The 21132-nt window shown below is 61.4% G+C and carries 19 protein-coding genes and 1 pseudogene; 8 read left to right on the plus strand and 12 right to left on the minus strand.

The genetic code is table 11. From position 1 onward, the window contains the following. Window positions 1-34: 34 nt before the first annotated feature. Together ACNJYD_RS23950 and ACNJYD_RS23955 are read left to right on the plus strand one after the other, a co-directional pair. Window positions 35-2074, plus strand: coding sequence for a hypothetical protein (locus ACNJYD_RS23950; protein ID WP_439363517.1), 2040 nt, complete (start codon window positions 35-37; stop codon window positions 2072-2074). A 146-nt stretch (window positions 2075-2220) separates the two neighbouring features. Further along, entirely contained in the window at window positions 2221-3690 is a 1470-nt protein-coding gene (locus ACNJYD_RS23955; protein WP_172784584.1) for an exopolysaccharide biosynthesis polyprenyl glycosylphosphotransferase, read from the plus strand. A gap of 54 nt (window positions 3691-3744) precedes the next feature. On the opposite strand, the gene ACNJYD_RS23960 is transcribed toward ACNJYD_RS23955, so the two are convergent. Beyond that, window positions 3745-4113 (minus strand): H-NS histone family protein, encoded by a 369-nt coding sequence (locus ACNJYD_RS23960; RefSeq protein WP_172784583.1) that lies wholly within the window; start codon window positions 4111-4113, stop codon window positions 3745-3747. A gap of 612 nt (window positions 4114-4725) precedes the next feature. Between ACNJYD_RS23960 and ACNJYD_RS23965 the strand changes: the two genes are divergently transcribed. Further along, a complete protein-coding gene (locus tag ACNJYD_RS23965; protein WP_172784582.1) occupies window positions 4726-5109 on the plus strand; it encodes an H-NS histone family protein in 384 nt (127 codons plus the stop codon). Between the two features lie 33 nt (window positions 5110-5142). Here the strand turns inward: ACNJYD_RS23965 and ACNJYD_RS23970 are convergent, their stop codons facing one another. From ACNJYD_RS23970 to ACNJYD_RS23980, 3 genes are all read right to left on the minus strand, one after another. After that, window positions 5143-6219, minus strand: a complete 1077-nt coding sequence (locus tag ACNJYD_RS23970; protein ID WP_439363518.1) for a nucleotidyltransferase family protein — start codon at window positions 6217-6219, stop codon at window positions 5143-5145. After that, a complete protein-coding gene (locus ACNJYD_RS23975) occupies window positions 6206-7246 on the minus strand; it encodes a serine/threonine protein kinase (RefSeq protein WP_246571038.1) in 1041 nt (346 codons plus the stop codon). The genes ACNJYD_RS23970 and ACNJYD_RS23975 overlap by 14 nt, the downstream gene beginning before the upstream one ends. 290 nt (window positions 7247-7536) lie before the next feature. Then, a complete protein-coding gene (locus tag ACNJYD_RS23980; RefSeq protein ID WP_212256494.1) occupies window positions 7537-7782 on the minus strand; it encodes a hypothetical protein in 246 nt (81 codons plus the stop codon). 690 nt (window positions 7783-8472) lie between these two features. On the opposite strand from ACNJYD_RS23980, the gene ACNJYD_RS23985 reads away from it, so the two are divergent. Beyond that, on the plus strand, window positions 8473-8688 hold the full coding sequence (locus ACNJYD_RS23985; protein ID WP_172784579.1) for a hypothetical protein: 216 nt from the start codon (window positions 8473-8475) through the stop codon (window positions 8686-8688). Between the two features lie 609 nt (window positions 8689-9297). Here the strand turns inward: ACNJYD_RS23985 and ACNJYD_RS23990 are convergent. Next, window positions 9298-9758, minus strand: a pseudogene (locus tag ACNJYD_RS23990) (SDR family NAD(P)-dependent oxidoreductase); the annotation flags it as partial. A 300-nt stretch (window positions 9759-10058) separates the two neighbouring features. On the opposite strand from ACNJYD_RS23990, the gene ACNJYD_RS23995 reads away from it, so the two are divergent. Genes ACNJYD_RS23995 through ACNJYD_RS24005 form a run of 3 tightly spaced genes read left to right on the plus strand, consistent with a single transcriptional unit; the run spans window position 10059 to window position 11832 of the window. After that, window positions 10059-10706 (plus strand): CoA transferase subunit A, encoded by a 648-nt coding sequence (locus tag ACNJYD_RS23995; protein ID WP_439363519.1) that lies wholly within the window; start codon window positions 10059-10061, stop codon window positions 10704-10706. 4 nt (window positions 10707-10710) lie between these two features. Continuing rightward, complete coding sequence (locus ACNJYD_RS24000) at window positions 10711-11361, plus strand: 3-oxoacid CoA-transferase subunit B (RefSeq protein ID WP_439363520.1); 651 nt, start codon at window positions 10711-10713, stop codon at window positions 11359-11361. A gap of 12 nt (window positions 11362-11373) precedes the next feature. Further along, window positions 11374-11832: a MaoC family dehydratase gene (locus ACNJYD_RS24005; protein WP_172784577.1), complete on the plus strand. Its 459-nt coding sequence runs from the start codon at window positions 11374-11376 to the stop codon at window positions 11830-11832. 176 nt (window positions 11833-12008) lie between these two features. Here the strand turns inward: ACNJYD_RS24005 and fabI are convergent, their stop codons facing one another. The 4 genes from fabI to ACNJYD_RS24025 are packed head-to-tail and all read right to left on the minus strand — an operon-like array spanning window position 12009 to window position 17225. Next, window positions 12009-12797 (minus strand): enoyl-ACP reductase FabI, encoded by a 789-nt coding sequence (gene fabI, locus ACNJYD_RS24010; RefSeq protein WP_439363521.1) that lies wholly within the window; start codon window positions 12795-12797, stop codon window positions 12009-12011. Then, window positions 12794-14005 (minus strand): acetate/propionate family kinase, encoded by a 1212-nt coding sequence (locus tag ACNJYD_RS24015; protein ID WP_439363522.1) that lies wholly within the window; start codon window positions 14003-14005, stop codon window positions 12794-12796. The genes fabI and ACNJYD_RS24015 overlap by 4 nt, the downstream gene beginning before the upstream one ends. A gap of 5 nt (window positions 14006-14010) precedes the next feature. Next, window positions 14011-14973: a phosphate acetyltransferase gene (locus tag ACNJYD_RS24020; protein WP_212256502.1), complete on the minus strand. Its 963-nt coding sequence runs from the start codon at window positions 14971-14973 to the stop codon at window positions 14011-14013. A gap of 29 nt (window positions 14974-15002) precedes the next feature. Then, on the minus strand, window positions 15003-17225 hold the full coding sequence (locus ACNJYD_RS24025) for a DUF3141 domain-containing protein (protein ID WP_439363523.1): 2223 nt from the start codon (window positions 17223-17225) through the stop codon (window positions 15003-15005). 143 nt (window positions 17226-17368) lie between these two features. On the opposite strand from ACNJYD_RS24025, the gene ACNJYD_RS24030 reads away from it, so the two are divergent. After that, the gene (locus tag ACNJYD_RS24030) at window positions 17369-17920 is read left to right on the plus strand and encodes a GNAT family N-acetyltransferase (RefSeq protein ID WP_439363524.1); all 552 of its coding nucleotides are present in this window, start codon (window positions 17369-17371) and stop codon (window positions 17918-17920) included. A gap of 4 nt (window positions 17921-17924) precedes the next feature. Here the strand turns inward: ACNJYD_RS24030 and ACNJYD_RS24035 are convergent, their stop codons facing one another. The 3 genes from ACNJYD_RS24035 to ACNJYD_RS24045 are packed head-to-tail and all read right to left on the minus strand — an operon-like array spanning window position 17925 to window position 21047. Then, on the minus strand, window positions 17925-18389 hold the full coding sequence (locus tag ACNJYD_RS24035) for a hypothetical protein (protein ID WP_260383169.1): 465 nt from the start codon (window positions 18387-18389) through the stop codon (window positions 17925-17927). After that, entirely contained in the window at window positions 18373-19290 is a 918-nt protein-coding gene (locus ACNJYD_RS24040; protein WP_439363525.1) for a DUF2950 domain-containing protein, read from the minus strand. The genes ACNJYD_RS24035 and ACNJYD_RS24040 overlap by 17 nt, the downstream gene beginning before the upstream one ends. Continuing rightward, on the minus strand, window positions 19287-21047 hold the full coding sequence (locus ACNJYD_RS24045) for a DUF3300 domain-containing protein (RefSeq protein ID WP_439363526.1): 1761 nt from the start codon (window positions 21045-21047) through the stop codon (window positions 19287-19289). Before ACNJYD_RS24045 ends, ACNJYD_RS24040 begins: the two co-directional genes overlap by 4 nt. Window positions 21048-21132 lie beyond the last annotated feature (85 nt).

The following is a 21132-nucleotide window of genomic DNA, read 5'->3' on the forward strand; positions in this document are numbered from 1 at the left end:
GCCTACCCGTTAGCTGGCCCGAGGGACCAGCGGAGTGGCCGCACCACACCACGGTGTTTACATGATGGTCCGGCTTGTCATATTGGCCGAGTTGGTGGCGATTGCCGCGGCGTTCGCAATGCCGGAAAGCCTGCAAGGCTGGTTGTTGATGTCGTTGGTACTCGCAACGGCGGCGCTAATGGTCGCGATCTTTCTACCGCCCTCCTCCCTCGGGCTTGCCAGACTGCTCCGTCCTAGTCTCGTCGCTGTACTCGCGACTCCGGCGCTCTGGATGGCCTTGCAGGCGGTGCCGATGCCGATTGACAAACTCGGCAATCCCATTTGGGCAACTGCATCGGCGACCTTAAACGAGCCCCTCGCTGAAAAAATCACAGTCGACACCACGGCGACCATGTTCTCGCTCGTGCAGTATTGCGCTGTGCTCGCTGCAGCTCTCATTGCTGCAGCCATTGCGCTTGACCGATATCGCGCAGCGCAACTGCTACATATTCTGCTGTCGATAGCCACAATCGTTACCGCCATGTGGTTCGGCAGGGAAACAGCCGGTGTGGCTGGGCCCGACGGCTCAACCATCGCGGTGCTCGGTGTGTTGCTCTCCTGCGCAACGGCAATTCGTGCGGTCGATCAGGTACTCCGACGCAGTCGGCCAGGAACAATTGCGCTAAGCCCGCTCCCTGCGCTGTCCGCCGCGATCATCGCAATGATTATCTGCATGGCCGCGCTGATCATTCGAGCCAACTCAACTGCAGTCGTCGCGGCCCTCCTCGGCTCAGAAATCTTGCTCTCGGTGTTCGCGGTTCGCAGGTGGTTCCCGGGATTGTGGGGTACTGCTGGCGTCCTTGCAACTGCCACGATTATCTTCATTGCCACGGCTACGGTCATTCCCTTCAGAACGAACACCGATCTGACGATCGCCTTGTCAACGAGCAGTCAGGCCGCAACAGAACGGATGCTGCAGGACGTCGCGCCGGCAGGATCCGGTGCGGGTGCTTCGACGGTACTTTTGCCGATTTACCAGGACGCTGGAGTTGGCGACTCGCCAGAAAGGCCAACCGCCGCCGCCACGATCGCTATAGACATGGGGTGGGCTTTTCTCTGCGCGCTGGTGGTTGCTGCGTTGCTCTGCGCTTCTATTCTGATCAGACGTGCTCTGTCACGTGCTTACGATTACGTCTTCCCAGTGCTGGGCGCCGGCGCTTTGATTGCAGTGACGATACTCGCGTTTTCCGATCATGGAATTCTGGGTTTAGGAGCATCGCTTCTGGTCGCTGCGCTTTTTGGCCTGGCTTTCGGTCAAAGCCTCTCCGGCGCAGAACGTGACGCCATATCGTCTGAGACGAAAGCGACGTCCGACCAAATTGCAAATCAAGCACCTGCGCCTCGCCGAAGGTTGACCTCAGCGTCAGTCACCATTTGGCCCCGCGTTAGCCTGATGATGCTTGGTATTGTGTTGATCGTGCAGGCAGCATGGATGGCGCTCCCCGACCGGTACTTCGGTGCAAGATCGTCTTTGCCGTCAGTTCTTTCGACTGCAGCAGCAGGGCCGAACGCGATGTCGAAGACGGTTTCCCTTGCGGCAGCGCGTGAAAACTTATGGATCCGCGGGGGACCAAGCTTTACCCGGGATTCGGCTCTGGCTGCCGACGAGCAAAGGACGGCTCCTCCCATGACTTCGGACGAGTTTGCTCGTGCATTGCGCTCTTCGCCGCTCCGCGGTGACATTTGGCTCCTGCTCGCGGCGACGTCGAAGCACAGTTCGCCCCAGCCCAGCACGGCAGCGATGCTCAGAATGTCATACTATACCGCGCCGAATGATTTGGACCTGCTTCCGTTGCGCGTATCGGTCGCGCTCGCCGCAGATGCCATGGTGCGGGACACTGACCTGCGTGAATTGATCAAACGGGACGTCAGCCTCGTCGTTAGACATCGGCCTGCCCTCAAGCCAGCCCTTGTGACCGCTTACCGGTCAGCCTCGGCTGATGGGAAGATCTATCTCGAGGGCCTGATTTCGGAACTCGATCCGGCGTTCCTCGACCAGGTGCACGCGCGGAGTTCCCGCATGGGTTCTCGATAATCTCAAGAGCCGCGAGCTCAGCCCAAGCCACGATCGCAGATCGGCGACAAAGGGGCACACGTTATTAAATAGGCGGAGCTGCGGATTTTACTTGATAAACCCCTTTAATTAATAAATAATTAATATTAAATCGCAGAGCCCCGGCCATGAATTTCGTGAACCGACATTTCCCCGATCGGGAGGTTACGGATCGTATCAGTCCCGAAGCGACAGTATCCCCCGAGCCCAAATGGCCCCTCCGTTATGACGCGGTCGAGCACGTAGTGCTCGGTGCTGATATTGCGACCATCCTATTTGCGAGCATCGTCTCCACGTTGCTGTACCAAGCGCAGAATGGCCAAGCCGCGGCCAACTTGGGCAACGCGCTTGGCTTGGCGCTGGTTAGCGCGGTTTGTCTCGTTTGCCTGCTGAAGGCCTACGGGCTTTATCAGCCGGTTGAGCTCCTCGCGCTCCGAAATCAGATCCGCGCGGTCTGTTTGGCTTGGATGTCTTCGGTGCTTTTCATTTTGGCGGTGTTCGGCTTCGCAATCCGCCCGGAGAGCTCTCTGCACCGAGGCCTGCTCTTCGCCGTCTTGGCCCTGGGCTTACTTTTGGGTGAGCGGTGGGGAGTTAAGGTGCTTCTCGGGAGGGCCCTGAGCGGCAGGAAGTTCGCCAATACGAATATTGTCCTGATCAGCGATCAACCCTTGTCGAAGAACGTGGGATTGTCCGAAACCTTGTCGATGCACGGGTATCTCGTCAAAGAAAGGTTCAGCTTGCCTCCGTTCGGATTCGGTCCTGCCTGCCGAAGGCGGCTCACGGCCCGTGTCATCGACCACATCCGCACCTACCGGCTCGATCAGGTGGTGGTGGAAGCTGACCCGGAGCGATGGCCCGAATTGCGAGCCTTTGTTGCCGATTTGCGCGTTTTGCCGTTCCCGATCATTTTCGTGCCCGTCGGCACAACGTCCGAATTGCTTCGACACCCAAAGCGAAGTCTTGGAAGTGCCGTTTGTGTAGAACTCCAGCGTGGCCCCCTGACGCCGCTGGAGCGCGCGATTAAGCGGACGATTGACATTATGGGGGCTGGCCTCTGCCTGGCGATGCTCGCCCCGCTGCTTGCGCTGGCTGCAGTCGCGATCAAGCTGGATTCTCCCGGCCCTATATTCTTTCGGCAGCAACGCTGTGGCTTCAACGGCCGAATATTCTTGATCCGCAAATTCCGGACCATGCATGTGCTCGAGGACGGGCCTGTAATCCTCCAGGCCAACCGCGCCGATCGACGCGTTACCCGCGTCGGCAAATGGCTGCGCCGGACGAGCTTCGATGAACTGCCACAGCTCCTAAATGTTCTCGACGGCAGCATGTCGCTGGTGGGCCCGCGTCCTCATGCCGTGGCTCACGACAGTGAATTTGACAAGCTCGTGCGAAACTACGCGCTCCGCCACCGGGTCAGGCCAGGATTGACCGGCTGGGCCCAAGTCCATGGGTGCCGGGGCCCCACCCCTACAGCAGTCATGGTCGAAACACGTGTCCAGTACGACCTCTGGTACATCGACAATTGGAGTATTCGACTGGATCTCGCAATCCTGTTGCGAACTCCCATGGAAGTATTGCGAGGGCGCAATGCCTACTAGGCTCGATCTCGACGTAAGGCGCCGAGCTGCACCAGTTCGTGGCGCAGCAAGTTCTCACGCCCGCTGCCGAAGCTTCGGAGCCGCCTCTCCGATGCGAAACTCCTCGATCCGCCGGCCCGATTTCATGGCAGCAACCAGCCAACGCGGTCGCTTGCCGCGTCCCGACCAAGTTTCGGAAGTTTGCGGGTTACGATATTTCGGCAGTACACGCGGATATTTTCGTCTCTGCTTGCCGTTGGGAGAGACGCCCAACCCGCTCGTTTCGGCTAACGCAGCCATTCCGCCGCCGAGAACCGCCAGACGCTTCTCAAGTTCCTGCTTTTCCGCCTTTATCCGATCCGACAAAATGCCGCTAATCTCCTCATGAAGCGACCAGAGATCATCAAGGGACATCGCTTCTAGTTCGAGCTTCTTGGTCGACATACTGGCATCCTGTGGTTGCGCCCATTTAATACAATCCCGGCCTAGTAATCAAGAAGCTAGGTTGGGTCGGTGTAAAAAAAACGTGGAACCGAATGGCAAGTTCGGTGCTCCACATAGCTGCGTCGCCGGTTCCAATCAAGACTAAAAATGTGATTATCCGCTGAATTTAATAGCGGTTGCAGTAACAACACGCGCTGCGCGAGTATCGAGACGCGGTTCAAGCGAGGGGCGTCTCATTAAACGGAAAGCGGAGCGCGAGCTCACTCTGCTCCGCCGCCCCGTCGGCAACGTCAGCATTTGTAGCTTCGACGCCTCGATATCGGCCGCTGCGGCCGAGGGCGCGATAAACCGATTGATCGCCGCTTGAGGACGGATCAGTGGACAGTCGCGAATCTCCAATGCTTCTCTTCGAGGCTCCGGCAAGGTTTTCTCGCCCGCAATAAATACATGAAAATAATCCTCGCAATATATATTAAATAATATATTATTTATTTATTGTCGTGGCAATTTTGAAGACCAAGCCTTGCTCCCCTGCCCATTGTTCGCCGCGATCTTCGACGTAGGTGACAGACAGGTACGCAAGGTGCCGGTCGAACGGTGACGAGAATGCTTATGCGCAGGCAGGATCTCGAAGCCATGGATTTTGAAGAACTTTGGCTCCTCCACGAGGAGCTGACGAAGATTCTTGCTGAAAAGATCACAGCCGAAAAGCGGGAATTGGAAAAGCGCCTTGCGCAACTCAATCAGCCGGATCAATTCGCCGGGGCGGAGGGCGGGGCGACAACGACTGGCTCAAGTCAGCCCCCTCGTCGCAAATACCCGAAGGTCGTTCCGAAATACTTCAATCCCCTCAAGCCCACAGAGACTTGGTCTGGGCGTGGCAAACAGCCGCGCTGGTTGGTCGCAGCGCTCCAATCAGGGCACACGCTGGAGGAGTTCAGGATTCGCGAGAACGGCGAAGCGCCGAGCCGGAATGCTGGTGGTCACGAGCATTGATGGCCCTGCCGCCCGACCGAACGCATTTGTGATCTAGACCTTCCCTGCGCGCTCCGCGAAGGCCGCCTTCAACAGGAACTGCACGGTGTCCACCCTTGGTAGGGACCACAGTCCACGCGGATACACAGCGGCTTGCCCGGCGCCGCGTGCCGCTTTCCGATGATTTCCGAGATCCAGTACCATCATTGCGAGGAAGGGAACGCGTGTAGCCGGAAAACGTGCCTGCATCACCTGTCGCATGAACTGGAGGCGAGGAATCAGTCGGGAGCGCAACGCATGCGGAATGTCGACGCCAAGCAGCTCGGCAAGAGCGATCAGCTGAGTTTCGACCGCGTTCCTCATCAAGTCGCTCGAGGCGAGAGAGGTCAGCTTCTCCCAATCGAGAGGTTCGGCGGAAGCGTTTAGATCGCGCAATTCAACAAGGTGCCGCAGGTCGAGGTCGCCGAGCCAATAACCATAGTCCTGAAACTGATCGTGGACGATCAACGTGACCGCTTGGAAGATAGGCTTGGGGATATATACGCTTGCCCGTCCGAGCGGCGCAGGAACACAATGGTTCAGCACATGCCCGAAGTTCTGGTAGAGGTACGCTGGCCCTGGAGCTGCCTCTTGCAGGTCGATGGACCCGACGTCCTGCGGGCGATTCAGATCGACATGCCATCTCCGGCTTTCGGGAGGGGTCTGCTCATGAATATCGTAACCAATTCCACTTAGCGCGGCGACTGCCGTTCTGGCATCGTCCGGCATGACCATGATGTCCAGATCGGACATAATCCGAACGCCTCTTCGCGCCTCGGGCGCGGTCGCCAGTGTCGATGCCCCCTTGAGTAGAACCGGCGTAATGCCGTGACCATTCAGAGCAACGACGGCCTCTTCGAGTTGAACGACGAGGCGGTCATTGCGCAACCCATTTCGGCGGTGGATATGGCGAATATAGGCGCAGACGTCCTCCGGCAGCATCGATGCGAATTTGTCGACAAAGTCGATGAGCGCCGGCGTCGTCAGGGTCTGATTTGCAAGTCCGATGACGGACGTCCACTCTACTTCGACCGGCGGCATGCCCCGCAAGCAATTGCAGAGGCTCGTGAGCGCGCCGCTATGCCTTGCCATTGCACAATTCCCTAAGCAGATGCCGAGCCTCTCCAGCCTCGCAGTAGGTTAGTTGAAGCGATTGCGCGCCCGCGACCATCCGCTTTAGAGCAAAAAAGCCAGTCTGCGACAGTTTACCATCGCTGGAAAATGCGTTCTCGATGAGCCGCTTCATCGAATCCAAACGATCTATTGCGGTCAGTTCGGCCGGCCCGCTCGCGACCCGGTTCAAGAAGATGATCCAGCCTGTGGAGAAGCTTTCGTTCTGTGCATCCGGAATGGGTACGTACCGCACCCGAACGCCGTCGGAGCGGCAATGCGTCGCGTCATAGCGATCGCCATGTAGTCGCGAGAGTAAGTCCCACGATCCCTCCTTGAGGGTGATCGCAAACGGGACTCCGCAGATCGTTCCGTCGGCGCCAACCAGCGCGACGTCATCGCCTGCGTACCGGAATCCGGCGTCCACCAGCTGCAGCGTGAGGGTAGATTTTCCAGCTCCCGGATGGCCGCATAACAGCAGGCCCATGCCGTCTTTCACGAGAGAAGCGGCATGTAGGGAGAATACCCAACGATCGCTTCGAATAAGCCGCTCGGTGACGTGAGCTTTGATCATAGGGGCCAATGCTTCGACTTCGCATCTGGAAATGGTGGAATCCTCCGCGCGCAGGAACACTTGCTCATCCAGCATCATTGCCTCGATCGCGATGTCGCCGTCGCCGCCGGCACTCTGGTCCGAAACACAAAATGGCGACAGCAGCCGTCTCAAGAGGTCCCGATTTGCAGCCCGGACGCTTATTTTGTGCCGACCCAGATGAGCTGAGAAGACGCAATCGGTCGGCATTCGCCAATCGACTTCGAGCAACGCTCGATCGATCCAGACATCTACGGCCTGTCGCGTGAACTGGCGTGCCGCGTGCTCGTCAATGCCTTGCGCTGCAAGCGCCCGATAAACGTCTCCCAGCGAGGCGCCTTCCCCCAATTTACACCAGATGAATGCCCCTACTCGGTCGAGTTCAAAGATCTTCTGCCCGGCTTCGCTGAAGATCATTGCTCGGCCATCCAACAGCGCGAATACTGCATCCGGAGCCGGTCTCAACACTATCTCTATCTCTGCCGACGATCTTTCCAGCACGCCTTCCACCAATGTGAACCCATTCTGCCGCGCCTGTGCCGGCGAGGCGGCGACAGCATCCGGGATGCGATGTTGTCGCGGCACTCGACAAGCGAACGGCCGCCGCCTGCGACATTCAATCTAGCCCGGCCTGCGACGCTGCGATTTCCATTCACCCGAACACACGCCACCCGGTCCGGCTCGCTTCGACACGTCAATCCGGCCGGTCATGCCGCGAGCTGACCGTCCTTGCCCCCGTCTTGAGGAGAAATGTTCAACCCCTGCTCTCCAGGGAGGCTCGCTCTGGCGGTCAACCGATGAGCATCCAAGAGGTACCGATAAGCTTCGCGATCGGCACTTCGTTCTCTCAGAATACGCTCCTTCTCGCCAATGTTGACCAATTCTGCGCGCATCTGAGCCAACTGCAGCGTCTCCGAGGTGAGGTTGTACTCGTTAAGAATTAATTCCCACATCGTCTCCTCCAGCCGAAGAAACCTGGACGACTTTAGCTTACGTGATCGGCAGCAATTAACAACGAGATTTACTGTTTTTTCTTATAATCAAAATTTGTTTCATATTTGAACCTGGTGCGACCATTCAGCACAACCGGTAAAGCGCAGCACGCGCCGAACTGACTTGAGAATGAGGGCTGCTGAAGCCTGGAGAAAAGGACTGACGTTCTTCGGCAATGCATCGCGCCGCGCATAAAATAAATCAGCCGAGAGTCGCAAATCAGACCGACAACGCCAATTTTAATTTGCACATTAAATGAAAAAGAGAATAGTTTACGAACTGCACCGAGGGGAGTGACACCAGTGATCCGGTTGGCTGACCTGTCCGTCGAGGGGAAATTGATGGTTTCGTTGCAGGGGGAACGTTCCGCACGAAGTCGCGGGTATTTCGACACGACGATTATTTGGCGCCTCCCAGAAGCTTTCGGTTGAGGTCGGACATCATTCGGTATTGCGGCGAAAGCCGGCAGTATCCCAAGAATTCGCCAAGCAGGAATCCGGTCGGTTGGAGAAGCGTCGTCACGAGCAAGCTGCCCTTTGCTCGAACAACGACCCCAGGTGCGATGCCCCCCAAGTCACCCGCACCGACGAGAGCGCACTCCAGCCGGCCGGCCCTTTTGCTCGACAAATGCGTGTTTCAGGGAGGCTCGTATGGGCATGATCATGGTCAAGTGTCCGCAATCCGGCCGCGCGATTCCTACCGGCATCAAATCCGATCGTGAGACTTTCCTGCGAAGCATCGTGTTTTTCGGCAATACTCTTTGTCCGGACTGTCGGGCCAATCACAACTGGTTTGCCCGCGAGGCCTGGGTCGAGGAGGCGATCGTCAGAACAGTAGCGGCCGCTGGTACGGCGCCAACGTGCTGATGCAAATGACGCGCGCGCTTCGGAGAGCGTATCCAAATGCTCCTTCCGATAGCGCGTTGCTGCTGCAACGCATTGCAACCCCTGAGAATATTTTCGCGCATTGTCGCAAAACGAACCGACGCCTCCGGCGGCCATCGCTTAGACGTTGTTGGCATGTCGCCACAAATCCGAGCTTCCGTCAGGAATTCGGCAAGGGCCTGTTTGGGGGTGTTGTAGTGAGTAGTGGGGTTTGCAGCCTGGCTGTTCTGCGTGACACAAAGATCAAGCTCGTGAGCCTGCTGGCTCAATTGAGGCGGCTCCGCGAGAGAGTACGAAGGGCGGAAGCACGGCGCTCCGGACAAAGACGACGATCAGCGTCGGCATCGCGCGCCCGAAGGGCCCGAGCATGAGACATCACACGCAAGGTATCCGCAGCTCAAGGCATTTCTGACGACCATGCTCTCTGGAATTGAAGACCAGCATGGAATTGCAAGCGTTCTTTCTGGATCTTCGTCGATGTAGGGGAGTTCGGCGCTCCCGGCGTCTCAAGGCCGCGGTCTCGCGCCAATCCATCACGGGCCAATTTGGAACAGCAAGCTCTAGCGAGAAACAAGTGCCGATACGGCCTGCCTACAGCTGCACGCCGCGCGTCAAGGCACCGTCGACGACGAGGTTCGTTCCGGTGATGAAGCTCGCCGCGCGGCTCGCGAGAAACACCACGGCGTTAGCCATTTCCTGCGGTGTTCCCATTCGTCCTGCCGGATTAAGCGCCTGCGCGGTCTTGTAGAGCTCTGGATTGTTGTCCTGATCATGTTCCAAACTCCACCCTCAAAATAGGTATTGCCCGGCGAAACTGAATTGGCGCGGATGCCCTTCCCCGCAAGCTGATTGGCGAGCCCTTGGGTGTAATGGATGATCGCCGCCTTGAAGGTGCCGTAGGGGCCGGCCGCGAAATCGACCTCGCGCCCGGAGACGCTCGATATCGTGACGATCGCGCCGGCCGCGCTTTTCTCCAGATGCGGCATGGCCGCGTTCACCAGCCGGACCGTGCCCATCATGTCGGTCGAGAACTCCTTCTGCCAGCTTTCGTCGCCCTATCCGATCGCCAGCGCGCCGCTTGCGCGCGAGCGCCGCGAAGCGCGTTATTGTAGCGCAGATTGCTGCAATTCGTATCGCCATGCAGCAACTCTGTGCAGCGCGGCTGCGTAGCCCCGATCTCGCTCCATGCCGAGCTGCGGTAAGCGCGGCACTCGAGAAAGCTTCGGCATCGACGCAGCCGGAGCGGAATGATCCGGAAGCGTTGACCCAGATCAAGGGAGCCCGCCCCCCGCCCGCCAACATCCGCACGTTGCCGCCCCTCTGCCATCGTCGGCCGACCGGGAGTTTCGATCATGAAGGCCGTATCCGTCGAAGAAGCCGTTGCGATGATCCCGGCGGGCGCCAGCGTCATGGTTGGCGGCTTCATGGGAGTCGGAACGCCGGAGCGGCTGCTCGACGAGGTCGTGCGCCAGAGGAAGACAGGTCTGACCTTGATCTCGAATGACGCGGCCATGCCCGGCAAGGGCGTCGGCAAGCTGTTCGATCAGGCCCTCGTGTCGAAGCTGACGGCAACGCATATCGGCCTCAATCCCAAGGCGCAGCAGCAGATGCTGGCGAACCAGATCGCCGTCGATCTCGTGCCGCAAGGTACGTTCGTCGAGCGCATTCGTGCCGGCGGATGCGGTCTCGGCGGCGTGCTGACGCCGACCGGCGTCGGAACGCTCGTGGCCGAAGGCAAGCGTCAGATCGAAGTCGACGGCAAGCCGTTCCTGCTGGAGACGGCGCTGCGGGCGCAATTCGCATTGGTGCACGCCTTCCTCGCCGATTACCTCGGCAACCTCGCCTACGCGCTCACGTCCCGAAATTTCAACCCGGTCATGGCGATGGCGGCCGACACCGTCATCGTGACGGCGGAGCACATCGTCCCGGTCGGCGTGATTGCACCCGATCACGTCGTCACCCCCGCGCCGCTCGTCGACTATCTCATCACCAATGGGTGACACCATGGATCCCCAGATCATCATCGCCCGGCGCGTCGCCAAGGAGCTGAGGAACGGCAATCTCGCCAATCTCGGCATCGGAATTCCGACGCTGGTCGCCAATTACGTGCCGTCGGACCTGAAGGTCTTCTTCCAGTCAGAGAACGGACTGATCGGCACCGGGCCGATCCCCGAGCAGGGCATGGCGCATCCGACACTCACCGATGCCGGTGGGCGCCCGATCAGCGCGCTGCCGGGCGCCTCCACGTTCGACAGCGCGATGTCGTTCGGACTGATCCGCGGCGGCCACGTCGATATCACCGTGCTCGGCGGCCTCCAGGTCGATGCGCATGGCCATCTCGCGAACTGGATGATCCCGGGCAAGATGGTTCCCGGCATGGGCGGCGCAATGGACCTCGTCACCGGCGCCAAGCGCGTGATCGTCGCCATGCAGCACGCCGCCAAGGGCAAGTCGAAGATCGTGGCGAAATGCTCGCTGCCGCTGACCTCGGCACGCCCGGTCGACCTCGTCGTGACGGACATGGCCGTGATCGGTTTTCCCGATGGCAAGGCGACGTTGCTGGAAACAGCGCCCGGCCTGAGCGTCGGCGAGGTTCTGGCGCTGACGGAAGCCGACCTCGCCATTCCCGACAATGTTCCGGAGATGAGGATCTAAACGGGTCAACTCATGCGAATATTCAGCGACTTCGACGAGATCAAATCCGCGGTCGGCACTGAGATCGGCGCCAGCGACTGGATCGAGATCACGCAGGACCGCATCAACCAGTTCGCCGAGGCGACCTGCGACGAGCAATGGATCCATGTCGACCAGGAGCGCGCCAAGCAGGAGATGCCGGGCGGCAAGACCATCGCCCATGGCCTGCTCTCGCTTGCCCTTGCCCCGCTATTCATCCGCTCGGTCATCGGCCTGAAGGGCCTGCGCAACACGCTGAACTACGGTGCTGACCGCATCCGATATCTCGCGCCGGTGCCGGCGGGCTCGAAGCTGCGCGGCCGGGTCACGATTGCGGAAGCAGAGGACGTGCCGCCGGACGGGCTGCGCGTCAACTACCACCTCGTGATCGAGATCGAGGGCGGCAAGAAGCCGGCCTGCGTGGCCGAATTAATCGCACTGCACTATCGGTGAATCAAAAAGTCGAAAAACAACCCCATGCACAGTAGACATGTGGCTGATTTGACTGAGGTTTCCTGTTCGCCCCGCTGTTCACCCAGAGCCGGGTTGCGTCGTCGGGCAAAACACCTGCAATATGCCACCATCAGCCCATGGGTCGCCGGACTGCTCAGCGCGGCGGCAACCCGCGCTCAATCGATGATGTGATAGCCGCCGTCGATGTACAGCACGCCACCGGTGATCAGCTTGGCGCCGTCGAGCGCCAGAAACGCGGTGGCATTACCGACATCATCGATGCTGACGAGGCTGCGAGAGGGTGCCTTGGATTGCGCCTTGTCCATCAGCTCGTCGAACTCCGGAATGCCCGAGGCCGCGCGGGTCGCTAGCGGTCCTGGCGAGATCGCGTGCACGCGGATGCCCTTCGGACCGAGCTCGGCCGCGGCATAGCGAACCGCGGCCTCGAGCGCCGCCTTGGCGACGCCCATGATGTTGTAGTTCTCCACCACCATCTGGCTGCCGTAATAGGTCATGGTGAACATCGTGCCGCCGTTCTTCATCAGGGGTTCGGCAAGATGTGCCATCCGCAGGAACGACCAGCAGGAGACGTCCATGGTCTTCAGAAAGCCGTCGCGGCCGACATCGACGACGCGGCCGTGCAGTGCTTCCTTCGGCGAGAAGGCGATCGAATGAAGCAGGAAATCGAGTTGCCCCCACTCCGACTTGATCCGCTCGAATACCGCCTCGGTCTGGCCTTCGACCATGACGTCGAGCGGCAGGAAGATCGGCGCTTCGAGCGCCTGCGCCAGCGGCTCGACGTGCTTCTTGGCGCGATCGTTCAGATAGGTGACGGCGAGATCGGCGCCGAGGGCGCGAAACGCCCTGGCGCAGCCCCAGGCGATCGACTGGTCGTTGGCGATGCCGACGACGAGGCCCTTCTTCCCCTTCAGAGCGATCTTGCTGTCCGGAAATACTGGAATCATGACACCCTCTCTTGTCTGGTGGGCGATTGGCCGTTCATCAACAGCGCCAGCGTATGCTGCGCGATCATGAGCTCCTCGTCCGTCGGGACGACGTAGATCGGAACGAGACTCGTCTTCGCCGATATCAGCCGCGAATGGCGTGTGTTCTCGGCAGGGTCGAGTGCCACGCCAAGCCAGCCGAGCTGCTCCGCCACACGTGCGCGGATACCACTCGAGTTCTCGCCGATGCCGGCGGTGAAGACGAAGGCATCGATCCCCTGCAGCGCCGCCGCCAGCATGCCGGCGTTGAGGCCGATGCGATAGACGAAATAATCCACCGCCAGCTTCGCTTGCGGGTCAAGGCTCGCCTCCAGCTCGCGCATGTCGTTGCTGATCCCGGAAAGCCCCTTCAATCCGCAATCGCGATAGAGAAAATCCTGCGCCTTCGATGCCGTCATCCCCTTCTCGGACAGCAGATACAGCACGACGCCCGGATCGAGCTGGCCCGGGCGCGTGCCCATCGGCAGCCCGTCGAGCGCGGTGAATCCCATCGTGCTCTCGACGCTCAGACCATTCTTCATCGCGCACATCGACGCGCCACTGCCGAGATGGGCGACAATCACCCGGCGCTTTGCGATGTCTGGCGCGATCTGCGGCAGGGTCCTGGAGATGTATTCATAGGAGAGCCCGTGAAAGCCGTAGCGCCGCACACCTTCAGCGTGGAGCTGGTGGGGGATGGCGTAATGATCGGCCAGCGGACCGTGGGTGCGGTGAAACGCGGTGTCGAAGCAAGCGACCTGCGGGATCGCCGGGAAATTGGCCAGGATCGAGCGGATCGGCGCCAGATTGTGCGGCTGATGCAGCGGCGCCAGCGTGACGAAACGCTCCAGCCGCGCCACCACCCCGTGGTCGATCAGAACCGGCCGCTCATAATCAGGCCCGCCATGGACGACGCGATGCCCGACCGCCAACGGATGGATACGTGCTTCGTTCCGGAGCCATGTCCCCGCGATGTCCATCGCCGCCGGCACGTCCGGAATGGCCTCGATGGGATAGGCCCGATCCGCCATGGGATCGTTGCCTGGCCTACTTGCCCGCAAGCGCGGCCGGCTGCCGATGCCGTCCACCTGCCCCTTGATCAGGCGGCGCAGAATGCCCTCGCCCTCGATCGCAAAGACCTGGAACTTGACGCTCGAGGAGCCGGCGTTGACGACGAGGATGCTGTCCATGGCGGTCACGCCGCGATAGTCGGCGCCTTCTGGCGCCGCGCGTGAGCATAAAGTGCAGCAACCGCGCACGATGCCATCCGCGCTCTTGGGCTGTCCGCACGCGAGGTCAGGACCACGGGTACACGCGCGCCGAGCACGATGCCGGCGCCGTCGGCCTTGGCGAAATAGGCGAGGTTCTTGGCCAGCATGTTGCCCGCTTCGAGGTCGGGCACGACCAGGATCTGAGCGCGGCCGGCCACCTCGGACTTGATGCCCTTGATCCGCGCCGATTCGAGGTCGATCGCATTGTCGAAGGCCAGCGGCCCGTCGAGCACGCCGCCCGTGATCTGGCCGCGATCCGCCATCTTGCAGAGCGCCGCGGCCTCGATGGTGGAGGGAATCTTCGACGTGACGGTTTCGACCGCGGAAAGGATGGCCACCCGCGGCGACTTGCCGAAGCCCGCCTGATTGTAGAGGTCGATCGCGTTCTGAATGATGTCCCGCTTGGCGTCGAGATCAGGGAAGATGTTGATCGCGGCGTCAGTGACGAAGATCGTCTCGGCGTAGGCCGGCACATCCATGACGAAAACGTGGCTGATGCGCCGATCGGTCCGCAATCCCCCGACCTTGGCCGTGACGGCCCGCATCAGCTCGTCGGTGTGAAGGCTGCCCTTCATGAGCAATTCGCCGCGCGCGGCATGGATCAATTCGACACCCTTCGCGGCGGCATCGTCGCTGTGTGCGGCATCCACGATCTCACAACCCGCGATGTCCAGGCCGAACCTGGCAGCCGTATCCCTGATCTTGCGCTCCGACCCGACCAGCAGCGGCCGGATGATGCCGGCAGACGCGCTGTCGACGGCGCCCCGCAAGGATGTCTCATCGCAGGGATGCACGACGACGGTCGGCGTCGGCGGAATCGCCTTGGCCGCGGCGATCAGGCGGTCATACTTGCTGGGAGACTGCGTGGCCGTCGCATCTGCTGACATGATGTCGCTCCCGATCCTCACAACCCACGTTACGAAGCCTTCGCCTTAGGGTCGAAAGGGGCAACGTTCGACGCCCTTTCGGAACCGTCCGCGGTCTCGAGGCCAAACAGGCCAGCGATCTGCCGCAGCCGGTTTGCGCGCTCGCCCGTGACGTCCGCACTGGCCGACAGTACCCGCTCGATCGCTTCAAATGCTGCGCGACGAGCGTTGACGTCGTCAGGCAGCAATTTCGGTATTGCGGCGAGCGCCCATTCTCGATCGAGCAACAGCATGAAGAACTGCTCGCGTACCAGCATCTTGAACTCGGCAAGAGACATGCGTGCGCCGCCATGATCCCTGCGAACCTGGCGCAGAGCCTCGATGCTGCGTTCGTCCACCATCCCCCGTGCCGAGCCGACATAGAGCAAAGCGCGCAGCGCCGCTTCACGGAGGCCGCCTTCACCGATCCGCGACTTCAGATCGGCGATGCGCTTCTCGAGCATGGCGCGATGCTCGGCGGACATCTCACGCCGACGCGACGGCGTGGATGTCGGGTCGATCCCGACCGCCGCCTGGAGCGCCGGGGACCCGTAGACGCTGAGGAACATCGCTTCGCTGAGTGCCTCCTGTGAATCGCGCCAGCTGTCGAGGGCGTGAACGACCTGCTTCGAGATCTGCTCCTGGAACGCCAGGAACGGATTGTCCGCAGCGACCGGCTTGCGCTCCTCGGCGGCCTTCTCAGCCAATGATTTCACCGCCGCCATATAGGGATTCTGGCTGCTGAACAGCTCGTATTGCAGCCGCAATGGATGCATGTTGTGAGCCCATTCCGCCATCTGTGGCGTCACCATGCGCTTGAGCCATGGCTGGACGAATTTCTGATAGGCCGCCAGGTTGATTTCCGAAATCCGCTTGGCGGTGGCAAAGCGTCGCTCGTCCTCGGGCGAATTGCCGCCCATGGCGCGGATGTCGTCGAGCGTCCGTGCCTCGCATCGCATCACCCACTGGCCGACGACCAGATCCGAACTTGCGGTTTCCTCGTCCTTCGCCTCGAATGTTGCTTCATAGAGCCCGGGCGGCAGAACGTCGATGAGGTCGATGTTGCTGGAAAATTCCGCGTGCTCCTTCTTGGCAACGCCGCCGGAGACGAAGATGCCGAGATGGCCGATGCTCTGGTGCACGGTGTAGACGATGGTCTGACCGTAGGCCCTGATCTCATCGACATCGGCATAGCAATCGAGGATCCAATGCAGCGCCTGCTGCGGCGGTGTGATGTTGTCGCCCTCCGAGCAGAACACCACGATCGGGGATCTGATGTTGCGAAGATCAACCTTCCGGCCATCGGACATTTCGATGTTGCCGGCGGCGAGGTTATTGCCGACGAACAGCTCATCGACGATGAACTGAATCTCCTCGGCGTTCAAATTGACGTGGCCGCCCCACCAACGCTCGAATTCGAGGTAGCGATCTGCCTCGCTGTCGACTTTGGAATAGACGTTGTACTGCTTGGTCCAGAGCGTATTCGAAGGGTTCTGGTTCTCGAAGTTCTGCACCAGCCATGCACCATCGAACTTGCCGGCGCCGAGATCAGACGTCAGGGCCGTCAACCAGCTTCCGCCAAGTAGCCCGCCCGAGTAGCGCATCGGATACTTTCCGTGCACGCCGGCCCAATAGGCCAGTGGCGCGCCGGCGATGATCAGCGGCCCGAACAGCTCGGGACGCAGCGAGGCCAGGATCATGACGGCCCATCCGGCCTGGCAATTGCCGATCACGCAGGGCTTGCCGTCGGCATCCGGGTGAAGGCTCATGACCTTTTCGATGAAGATGGCTTCGGCACGCGCGATGCGCCCGATGGTCTGACCGGGCATCGGGTCCGGCAGGAATCCGATGAAGTAGCAGGGATGGCCTGCCTTCATCGCCACCCCGATCTCGCTGTCGGCCTTGAAGCCGCCGATGCCGGGGCCGTGGCCCGCACGTGGATCGACCACGACGAACGGCCGCCGGTTCATGTCGATCTCGACGTTGGCAGGCGGAACGATGCGTACCAGCGCGTAATTGACGGGTTCGGCGAGCTGGCGCCCGTCCATGATCAATTCGGCCGCATATTGCAGAACATGCGGCGCGGTTTGCGCGACATGCTGCCTGTACTGATCCCCGCGCCGGCGCATGATATCCAGGAACAGGACACTGCGCTGTCCCGCATCGACCAGGTATTCAACTGCCGAGGCGACCAGCCCCGACATGGGGCCGCCCGGAATTTGTACGTTGTCCATGGCCATGTTCTCGACCTCTCCGTCGCCCTCGCCCATTGACGGCGCTGGGCGAGGACGAACGTTGATCTAGGTCAAGATGATCTGCACGCTTGGGAGGCCTTTATCCTGCATCACAAGGCATGAGACCCGGCTGGACGGTTTGGATGAGCAACATCGTCATGTCACAAGCTGCAACTTACAGCGTGCAAACCGTCCTGAAGGACGGCACTCCGATCCAGATCCGCGCGCTTCGCGCCAGCGACGAGGCGGATATGCTTGCTGCCATCGCGCGTACCGGCCCGCAGTCGCTGCAGAGCCGGTTCTTCGTTTTGAAACGGCACTTCTCGGAGAAGGAGCGCGCCTACTTCATGGACGTGGATTTCAGCAATCACGTTGCGCTGGCCGCTCTCGCAGAAGAACAGGGTCGATACGCCATTATCGGCGGGGGCCGGTACGTTGTCGTCGAGCCCGGTCAGGCCGAGATGGCCTTCGTCGTGGTGGATGCCTGGCAAGGTCGCGGCGTAGGCTCGCTGCTGCTGAGACACCTGACAGACATCGCGCGCGAACAAGGCATAAGAGAGCTCACGGCCGAGGTTCTGTCCGACAACACGCCCATGCGCAGCGTGTTCGCGAAGGCGGGATTCAGGCCTGGACGGAGTGAAGATCCGAGAACGGTGCGCCTGTCGCTCTCACTTGCATCCGCGCGCCCGGCCTGAGCCTTCACCTCAAAGCGATCGTGATCTGACTGATATTGGCCGCCAGCTCGAGTCCCGCCTTCGGGCCTTGCAACACCATCGTGACGCCCTTTTCGTTGCGGAGGTGCACACCGTTGGCACCGCCGACCAGCGCAAAGCCGCCGCCGACGGAACTGTAGGTGCCGGCGAAATCACCGACCTCCCGGATGCCGGATGCCCAGCCGTCGAGACGGCTGAAAGTTGCACCGACCGTGACGCCGAAGCTCAGGCCGCTGACCTTGAAGGGATAGGTCTTGCCCCGGTACGTCAACACGCCGCTGCCGGCGCCACCGCCGACCAGGAGGCCTGCCTTGACGATCTTCACTCTGACCTGACCGGCCGCTTGCGCGAAGGACGGCGTCGCCGGCAGGGTCAGCCCGAACGCGAGCAGAAGCAACACGATCAGGCGAAATGCGCGCCCGCGCAGGCGCGGCTCAGGGTTTTGCGGCATCGACCTTCTTCCAGGTCTGGTCGGGATCGAACAGCGTGATGCGCTGCGCGATGAACTCGGTGCGCTGGCCGAGATCCTTCTGATAGACGACGCCGTCATGATTGACGAGGAAGGTCACGACGCCCGAATTGCCGTATTCCGCGGGCCAGGCGATCAGGGCGAAGCCGCCGATCATCTTGCCCTTGACGACGTAGTTGAGCGCGCCGCCAGGCGCGTCCCGCCCCTGCCCTTTGAGAATCCGGAAGTAATAGCCGTGATAAGGTTCAGGTCCGACGTCCCCGCCGCGATAGCCCTCCTTCGAGGCTTCGGCCGCGAGCGCACCGAGCGGGCTCGGATCACTGTCGTCGCGCCAGAACAGACCATCCTTCTTGCCGGGTGAGGAGACGATGCGCTGCGCGTAGACGCCGACGCCCTCGCCGCGGTCCTTTTCGGCATATTCGTTTTGCGCGTCGACGAAGGCGAGCGCGGTCTGGATCGCGTCGAGCTCGTTGCGGCCGATGCGACGGCGCAGCACCTCGATGCGTCCCTCGTCGGTGTCGAACGCCCAGCCCGTCCTGCTGTTGACCAGCGGAATCGGGAACGGGAAATCGTCGGGCCCGAGGATCAAGGTGGCAGTCTTGTTGCCCTCCGCCTTGATGCCGTGCTTGGCGTCATACATGGAGGTGAAGCGCTGACGGATGTCGTTGTCGGCGACCTCGTCACCGGATGAGACGATGTCCTCCGCGTTCCTGCCGAGCACCTTCAAAATGTCTTTCGGGCCGCTCTTGACCGCGGCAGCAAGGGCAGAGGCGGCCTCTTCCGGTGTCTTGTAGGATTCCTGCGCGAGAGAGGCCGATCCGAGCAGCACGAGCGCGAGCACGCCGGGAAGCAGCGCACGGTTAAACGATTTCAGAGCACTCATGGCATCACCTCCGCAGGAATTCTCGCGCCGCCAGCGAGCCAGTCGCGATAGGTGCGGAACGTCAGCCCGAGTTTCTCGTAATGGACGCGCAGATAGCCGTCGCTGCCGCGGGTCACGGCATCGGGCATCACCTGCTCGACCTCCTGCGCCATCACGCCGACATAGGCCTTGCCGCTGCCGATATAGCTGAACCGATAATAGCCAATACCGTTCGAGAGATGACCGAGCAGGACGACATCGTGCTTCAGCGCGACGTCGGAACGCCGGCCACCGCCACCACCGCCGCGGAAGCCGCCTCCTCCACCGCCGCCACGCATCGCCATGCCGCCACCGCCACCGCGGCCGGCGAAGCTTGGTCCGCCGCCGCCACCGCGCGGCATGCTCGCCATGCTGCTGCGGCCGCGCGCGGATGCGGCGGCAGCCGAGCGGCCGGAGGAAACGTTCATGGCACCGCCGCGATTGCCGCCGCCGCCACGATTGGCCGCACCGCCGCCGGCGCGGTTCGCAGCCTTGGCGCGATCGCCGCCGCCCTTGCTCGCGCCCTTGTTCGCACCTTTGGCACGATCGCCCGCACCGGCACGATCGCCGCCGCCGCCACGATTGGCCGCACCGCCGCCGGCGCGGTTCGCAGCCTTGGCGCGATCGCCGCCGCCCTTGCTCGCGCCCTTGTTCGCACCTTTGGCACGATCGCCCGCACCGGCACGATCGCCGCCGCCGGGCCGGTCGCCGCGATTGCCGGCACGATCACCTGGACCGCCGCGATCGCCCGCACGATCTCCCGCCCGGTCCCCGGCACCCTGGTTGGGCCGCAGCACCTGGTTGCCGTCGCGGCCGCGGAAATCCATCCGGTCCGACACGCCGGCCTTCAGATTGTTGTTGCCGAAGCGCTGCTGAACATTGCTGTTGTTGTAGCGGACACCACCGCGATGCGCCGGATTGTGCTGCCAGCCATTGCCGATGTTCGTGGTGCGATGGTTGACATAGACGTTGCGGTTGCCCCAGTTGAAGCCACCGCCCCAGTAATTGCCCCAGCGTCCGATCGCCCAGGCCGTGCCGAAGGCGAGACCGGCGGCGACCATGCCGGCGCCGATGTAAGACGGATAGCCCCAATAATACGGCGGATATTCCGCATAGGGCCAGCTGCCGTAGACCGTCGCCGGGTCGTAATACGGCACGTACATCGCCGCGGGATCGGCCTGCTGGATCAAGACGACCTGCTTGCCTTCCTGAGACTGGACGCTGACCTTCTGCTGCTTGGTGGTGACGAGCTTCTTGTTGTCATAGGCCTTGTTGCGCAGACGCTGGATCGCGTCCATCACGTCGGGCTGCTGCGCGAGGAAGGCATCGCCCAGCTTCTTGGTCCAGTCGAGCTGGTCGCTCATCATCGCGAGGACGTCGGCGGTGCTGGCCAGCGCCTTGACGCTGTCGTCCCAGCCCTGCTTCTCAACTTCCGTCTTCAGCGCATCGCCCTTCAGGCTCTTGCGCTCCTTCAGCCAGCGGTCGGCCTGCACCACTTCCAGCGGATAGGTCGAGGCAGCCAGTACATTGGCGAGCAACTCGTCGGGATAAAGCGCGATCGGCGCGACGAGGGCCTCGAGCTGCTCGGGCTTCAAGAGCTCGGCCGTCGGCGCAGGTGGACTGGCAGGCTGCGCCTGCGGCGCCGGCGCTGCAGGTGTTGTTGGGGTCTGCGCCGCTGCGGCGACCGAAGTCGCCATCAAGAGCGCCAGCGCCATCAGGGTCGTGCCGCAACGAAACATTACATCCTCCGTCTGACTCCCAGTGCGGGAGGATCAAGCCGGGCCGCAGGCATTTGTTGATCGAGATCAACGAAACCAGGCCGTC

It is taken from the genome of Bradyrhizobium sp. SPXBL-02 (assembly GCF_051853065.1).
Classification (GTDB): Bacteria; Pseudomonadota; Alphaproteobacteria; order Rhizobiales; family Xanthobacteraceae; genus Bradyrhizobium.